Here is a 5,602-nt window from a genome sequence, read left to right as displayed (position 1 = left end):
GGTGCCGATCGACCCGCCCTACATGGGCCGCTGCGCCGGCCCCATGACCCGCACCGCGGCCGACGCCGCGCTGATGATGGCCGTGCTGGCCCAGCCCGACGCGCGCGACCACATGAGCCTGCCGCCGGCCGCCATCGACTGGCTCGATCTGGACCGCCTGGACCTGCGCGGCCTGCGTCTGGGCCTGCTGCTCGACGCCGGCTGCGGCATGCCGGCCGACCCGCCCGTGATCGCGGCCACGCAGGCCGCGGCACGCCGGTTCGAAGCTGCCGGCGCCACCGTGGAACCGCTGCGCCCCTGGATGACCCCGGAGCTGCTGGCCGGCATGGACCGCTTCTGGCGCATCCGTTCGGTCTGCGACCTGCAGGCCATGCCGCCCGAACGGCGCGACCGCGTGCTGCCCATCGTGCGCACCTGGGCCGAAGGCGGCCTGGGTTTCAGCGGCGAGCAGGCCTTCGCCGCCTACAGCCAGGCGCTGGCGATCCGCGCCACCACCGTGGCCGCCACGCAGGCCTTCGATTACGTGCTCTCCCCGGTCTCGCCCAACACCGCCTTCCCCGCCGAATGGGCCTACCCCACGAACGACGTGCAGCGCGCCATGGACCACATCGGTTTCACCGTGCCGTTCAGCATGAGCGAACAACCCGCCGTGTCGGTGGGCTGCGGGTACGACCCCCACGGCGTGCCCATCGGCCTGCAGATCGCTGGCCGCCGCTTTGACGACCTGGGCGTGCTGCGCATGGCACACGCCTTCGAGCGCCTGCGCCCCGCGCAACGGCCCTGGCCGATGGCGGTGCCGGTTCCCGCCTGATCCGGCACCGCCAGGGGCTGACGGCCATTGCCATCGGGATTACCCGGTGTCGCGACCGGGTGAATGATTATTTAATGTAATCATAAAAACCCTGGAGACTGTCCGATGCCTTTTCTGCCGTCTGCTCGCTGGCTGGCCCCCTTGTCGCTGGCCGCCCTTGCCAGCGCCTGCTCCACCACCCCTTCTCCCACGCTCGCTCCCGCCAAGCCGGCCGCATTGGCCGGCGGCTGCGACAGTCTGGCGGCGCGCCTGACCGGGTTGCCCGACACCCGCATCACCGGCGTGGAAACGGTGGCGGCCGGCACGCTGAAGGCCGGTGCGCAGCCGGTGGCCGCCCATTGCCTGGTCAAAGGCAGCATGCGCGAACGGATCGGTGCCGACGGCAAGACGCCATACGCACTGGGCTTTGAAATGCGCCTGCCCCTGGCCTGGAACGGGCGCTTCCTGTACCAGGCCAACGGCGGCATCGACGGCAGCGTGGTCCCCGCCATGGGCGCCTTCGGCGGCGGCCCCGTGACCTCGGCCCTGCACCAGGGTTTCGCCGTCATCAGCTCCGATGCCGGGCACGACAACCGGCTCACGCGCGGACCGCTGTTCGGGCTGGACCCCCAAGCCCGGCTCGACTACGGCTACCAGGCCGTGGGCACGCTCACCCCCATGGCCAAGGATCTGGTGCAGCGCGCCTACGGCAAGGCCCCCGACCGCTCCTACATCGCCGGTTGCTCCAACGGGGGCCGGCACGTGATGGTGGCCGCCAGCCGCCACCCGGACATGTTTGACGGCTTCCTGGCCGGCGCCCCGGGTTACAACCTGCCCAAGGCAGCCGTGGCCAACATCTTCGGCGCGCAGCAATACCGGAAAGTGGCCACCGATCCGAAAGACCTCGGCACCGCCTTCACCCAAGCCGAGCGCCAGACCGTGGTCCGGGCCGTGCTGGAGCGCTGCGACGCGCTCGATGGCGCGCGCGACGGCATGGTGCAGGACAGCACCGCCTGCCAAGCCCGTTTCGACCTCGCCCGCGACGTGCCCAGTTGCACCGGCCCGCGCAACGGCCAGTGCCTGACCGAGGCCCAGAAGACGGCCATCGCCCCCATCTTCCGCGGCGCCACCACCCGCGACGGCCGCCCCTTCTACGCCAGCTTCCCCTACGACACCGGACTGGCCAGTCCGGGTGTCGCCAACTGGGAGTTCCGCGCACCGATCGAGCGCGACGCGGGCGCCGTCGCCTTCATCTTCGGCGCGCCCCCCCAGAACCCGGCCGGCTTCAACGGCGAGGCCTTCGCTCTGGAGGGCGATATCGACGCCATGCTGGCCAGCGTCCATGCCACGCAAGGCGCTTACAGCGAATCGGCCATGGCCTTCATGACACCGCCCCGGCCCACCGAACTCGACGCGGTGCAACGACGCGGCGGCAAGCTCCTGCTCTACCACGGCGTCAGCGACGCCATCTTCTCCGTGCACGACACCCAAGCCTGGTACGACACGCTGGACCAGCGCCAGGGTGGCCAGGCTGCGCGCTTTGCCCGCCTGTTCCGCGTGCCGGGCATGGACCATTGCCGCGCCGGCCCGTCGACCGACCAGTTCGACGCCCTCACCCCCCTGGTGCGCTGGGTTGAAGAAGGCATCGCGCCCGAACGCATCGAGGCCAGCGCGCGCGGCGCGGGCAGTGCCGGGGAAGTCAACCCCGACGTGCCCGCCGACTGGGCGGCCAATCGCAGCCGGCCCTTGTGCCCCTACCCGAAGGTGGCCACCTACCGGGGCACCGGCAGCATGGAAAACGCCGCCAGCTTCGTCTGTCGCTGAACCACGCGGAGCCGGGGCAGGTCGGCCCCGCCCCGCTCAGGGCTTGAGCTTTTCCAGCCCAGCGAAATCGATCCGGCCCAGCGCGTCCACGCACTGGGCCTCGGTGGCTTCGATGCAGTTCACGCTCACCATCCAGCGCCCGCCCACCTGTGTCTGGATGCTCATGCTGGTGGCGGTGGCGCTGGTGAGCAGAAAGCGGCGGCCGCCCTGCACCAGGCTTTTCTGGGTGTCGTTCCGGACGTCCTGCTTCAGGTAGTCGGCGCCGTAATCGCGGTACATGCGGGCCGCGTTGGCGCCTTCGTCACCGATGCGAACCACCAGTTCGAGCCGCGCGGGGGCGTTGAAGTCGGCCTTGTAATGCGCCTGGGCCTGGCTGGTCTTGCCTGTGAACATGTCCCGACCGGCCTCCACCTTCAACCGTTCCACGCCTTTCCAGGCCAGCGGCAGAAAGGGTTTGAGACGCGCAGGGTCGACCGGTTGCGCGGGATCGGCCCAGGCCAGGGGCATCGACAGCGCGGCGGCCAGGGCCAGCGCGCAGGTTCGGACGGGCATCGGCATGCGAAGACTCCGGAAAAGGGGAACGGGACAGTAGGCAGCATGCTAGGGCGGCGTTACATTGGGCGCATCCTTCACATGAACGAGAGCCCCCCATGCGGGTCCTGCCTTCCGAGGCCACCGGTCGATCCCTTTTGGCGCCCCCTTCGGCGGGCGAACGCGGCGCCATGCCATGAGCGCGCCGAGCCCCGACACCTTGCTGCTGGAGGCCTACCAGGCGGTGGGCGACCCGTCGCGCTGGGACGGGCTGATCGCGCGCTGGGCAGACGCCCTGGAGGCCGACTCGGGCCTGCTGTTCACCCCCGGTGACCAGTTCAATCACCAGCCGATGCACGGTCATCGGTACGACTTCGAAACCGCCCAGTCCTACGGCGCCTACTTCCACCTGCACGACGACTGGACCCTGACGGCGCGCAGCCGCGGCCTGTTCCTGGCCGGCCACACGGGCAGCGGCGAGGCCATCGTGCCGCAGAACCGCCTGCGCCGCTCGCTGTTCTACAACGACTTTCTGCGCCGCATGGGCCAGGAATGGCTGCTGTGCAGCGTGCTCTTCCAGGCCGGCAACCGCCAGGCCATGCCCGAGACCGTGCTCTCGTTCTACCGCCGCACGGGCCGCCGCGCGTTCGGGCGCGGCGCCACGGCGGCGCTGCAGAAAACCGTACCGCACTTGCAGCGCTGCCTGCTGCTGCACCACGAACTGCTGCGCGCCCGCGCCGACCGGGCGCAGATCGAATCGGGCCTCGACCAACTGGGCCTGGGCATGCTGATGCTGCAGGCCGACGGCCGCGTGCAGTTCGCCAACCGCCAGGCCGCCGCCGTGCTGCGCGCCGGCGCCATGCCCGCCGTGCTGCCCATCCTGCAGCAACTGGACCGGCGGGCGCGGCTGGGGCAGTACACCGGTCAGCGCCTGGCGACGGCACTCGGCCCGGTGTTCGCGATCAGCACGCCGGGCCAGCGCCCGGGCAGCACGCAGCCGGCCGGGGCGGTGATCTGGCTCATCGGCGCGCGGCACAGCGGCCAGGGCGCGCTCACCCTGGCCGCCAACCTGTTCGGCCTCACCCCTGCCGAACAGAAGGTGCTGGCATTGCTGATGCAGGACCAGACACCGAAACAGATCGCGCAGGCGCTGGGCATTCAGCTGAGCACGGTGCGCACGCAGCTCTCGGCCCTGTTGCAGAAAACCGGCGTTCGGCGCCAGCAGGAACTGCTGCGCCTGATCGCCGCCTTCCCCGGCGGCTGAGCCCGGCCGGCACCGCCGGGGAAGGCCGTCCTTCATCTGAAGGATGCGGCGCGCCGGAGCGCTCCCTAGCATCCCGGACATCGCCGCCACAGGGAATCCGGATGCACCTCCCCACCGCTGCCGCCATTGGCCTGGCCGGGCTGCTCGCCTTCGCGGCCCGGGCCGACACGGCCGTGCCCACGCAGGATCTCAAGGGCCTGAGCGACCCGCCGGGCCTCTCGCGCTACACCGGTTCGGTGCTGCTCTACCGCAACGACGCCGACTACGACGAGCTGCGCCTGCCGACCTCGAAACCCGTGGACAAGAACGGCGAGCCGGTGGCGCCCAAGGCGCTGGCCGTGGCGGGGCAACGCAGTGCCCTGCAATACCTCGTGCCACCGGGGCGCTCACCGCTGGAGGTGCTGCGCAACTACCAGCAGGCCTTCAAGACACAGGGCTTCGAGACCGTCTACGAATGCGCTGGCCCAGCCTGCGGCGCGTCCGACATCAGCCTGCACGGTTACGACCTCGGGCGCCTGCTGGTGCCGGCGAACTACGCCAGCGCCATCGGCGACAACAGCCCGGCGGCCTGTGCTGGCGGCGCCTTCGTCGGCGACCTGCGCTACGCGGTGCTGCAGAACAAGGCCAGCGGCGCGGCCATGGCGGTGATGAGCTGGAAGCCGGGCAATGTGTCGGTGTACTGCGACGAGGCGGCGTTCAAGAAGCACACCAGCGTGTTCCTGGTGCGTGTGCAGCCGCAGGCCCGCGCGCAGACCATGGAAACCCTCTCGGCCAGCGAACTGGGCCAGTCGCTGACGGCCACCGGCAAGGTCGCCGTCTACGGCATCCTGTTCGACACCAACCAGAGCGACATCAAGCCCGAGAGCCGCCCCTCGCTGGAGCAGATCGGCGCGCTGATGAAGCAGCACCCGGCGCTCAAGCTGCACGTGGTCGGCCACACCGACAACGTCGGCGCCTTCGAGGCCAACCTGGGCCTGAGCAAACGCCGCGCCGAAGCCGTGGCGGCCGCGCTGGCGCAGGACTTCGGCGTGGCCCGCGCGCGCCTGACCGCCAACGGCGTGGCCAGCCTGGCGCCCGTGCAGAGCAACGCCGACGAGGCCGGCCGGGCGAAGAACCGGCGCGTCGAACTGGTGCTGCAGTGAGCGCGCCCACCCCGACCTCGCCAGGGCACCCCATGAACCCGACGACCGGCC

The 5,602-nt window shown here is 70.7% G+C and carries 5 protein-coding genes; 4 read left to right on the top strand and 1 reads right to left on the bottom strand.

The window, feature by feature from the left end; all coding sequences use genetic code 11:
- Positions 1–811, top strand: an 811-nt coding sequence (locus QQK43_RS22600; protein WP_284309547.1) for an amidase family protein, incomplete at its 5' end; no start/stop codon positions are given.
- A gap of 105 nt (positions 812–916) precedes the next feature.
- Positions 917–2,614, top strand: coding sequence for a tannase/feruloyl esterase family alpha/beta hydrolase (locus tag QQK43_RS22595; protein ID WP_284309546.1), 1,698 nt, complete (start codon positions 917–919; stop codon positions 2,612–2,614).
- A gap of 36 nt (positions 2,615–2,650) precedes the next feature.
- Here the strand turns inward: QQK43_RS22595 and QQK43_RS22590 are convergent, their stop codons facing one another.
- Entirely contained in the window at positions 2,651–3,172 is a 522-nt protein-coding gene (locus QQK43_RS22590) for a hypothetical protein (protein WP_284309545.1), read from the bottom strand.
- Between the two features lie 169 nt (positions 3,173–3,341).
- On the opposite strand from QQK43_RS22590, the gene QQK43_RS22585 reads away from it, so the two are divergent.
- Both QQK43_RS22585 and QQK43_RS22580 read left to right on the top strand, forming a co-directional pair.
- A complete protein-coding gene (locus QQK43_RS22585) occupies positions 3,342–4,409 on the top strand; it encodes a helix-turn-helix transcriptional regulator (protein WP_284309544.1) in 1,068 nt (355 codons plus the stop codon).
- A 101-nt stretch (positions 4,410–4,510) separates the two neighbouring features.
- The gene (locus QQK43_RS22580; RefSeq protein WP_284309543.1) at positions 4,511–5,551 is read left to right on the top strand and encodes an OmpA family protein; all 1,041 of its coding nucleotides are present in this window, start codon (positions 4,511–4,513) and stop codon (positions 5,549–5,551) included.
- Positions 5,552–5,602 lie beyond the last annotated feature (51 nt).

It is taken from the genome of Hydrogenophaga electricum, from assembly GCF_030160815.1.
Taxonomy (GTDB): domain Bacteria; phylum Pseudomonadota; class Gammaproteobacteria; order Burkholderiales; family Burkholderiaceae_C; genus Hydrogenophaga; species Hydrogenophaga electricum.
Note: the sequence above shows the minus strand (reverse complement) of the source record. Positions and strands in the feature narration are given on the sequence as shown.

Coding starts and splice junctions, on each gene's coding strand:
- QQK43_RS22595 (WP_284309546.1), top strand. CDS start 917: ATGCCTTTTCTGCCGTCTGCTCGCTGGCTGGCCCCCTTGTCGCTGGCC.
- QQK43_RS22590 (WP_284309545.1), bottom strand. CDS start 3,172: ATGCCGATGCCCGTCCGAACCTGCGCGCTGGCCCTGGCCGCCGCGCTG.
- QQK43_RS22585 (WP_284309544.1), top strand. CDS start 3,342: ATGAGCGCGCCGAGCCCCGACACCTTGCTGCTGGAGGCCTACCAGGCG.
- QQK43_RS22580 (WP_284309543.1), top strand. CDS start 4,511: ATGCACCTCCCCACCGCTGCCGCCATTGGCCTGGCCGGGCTGCTCGCC.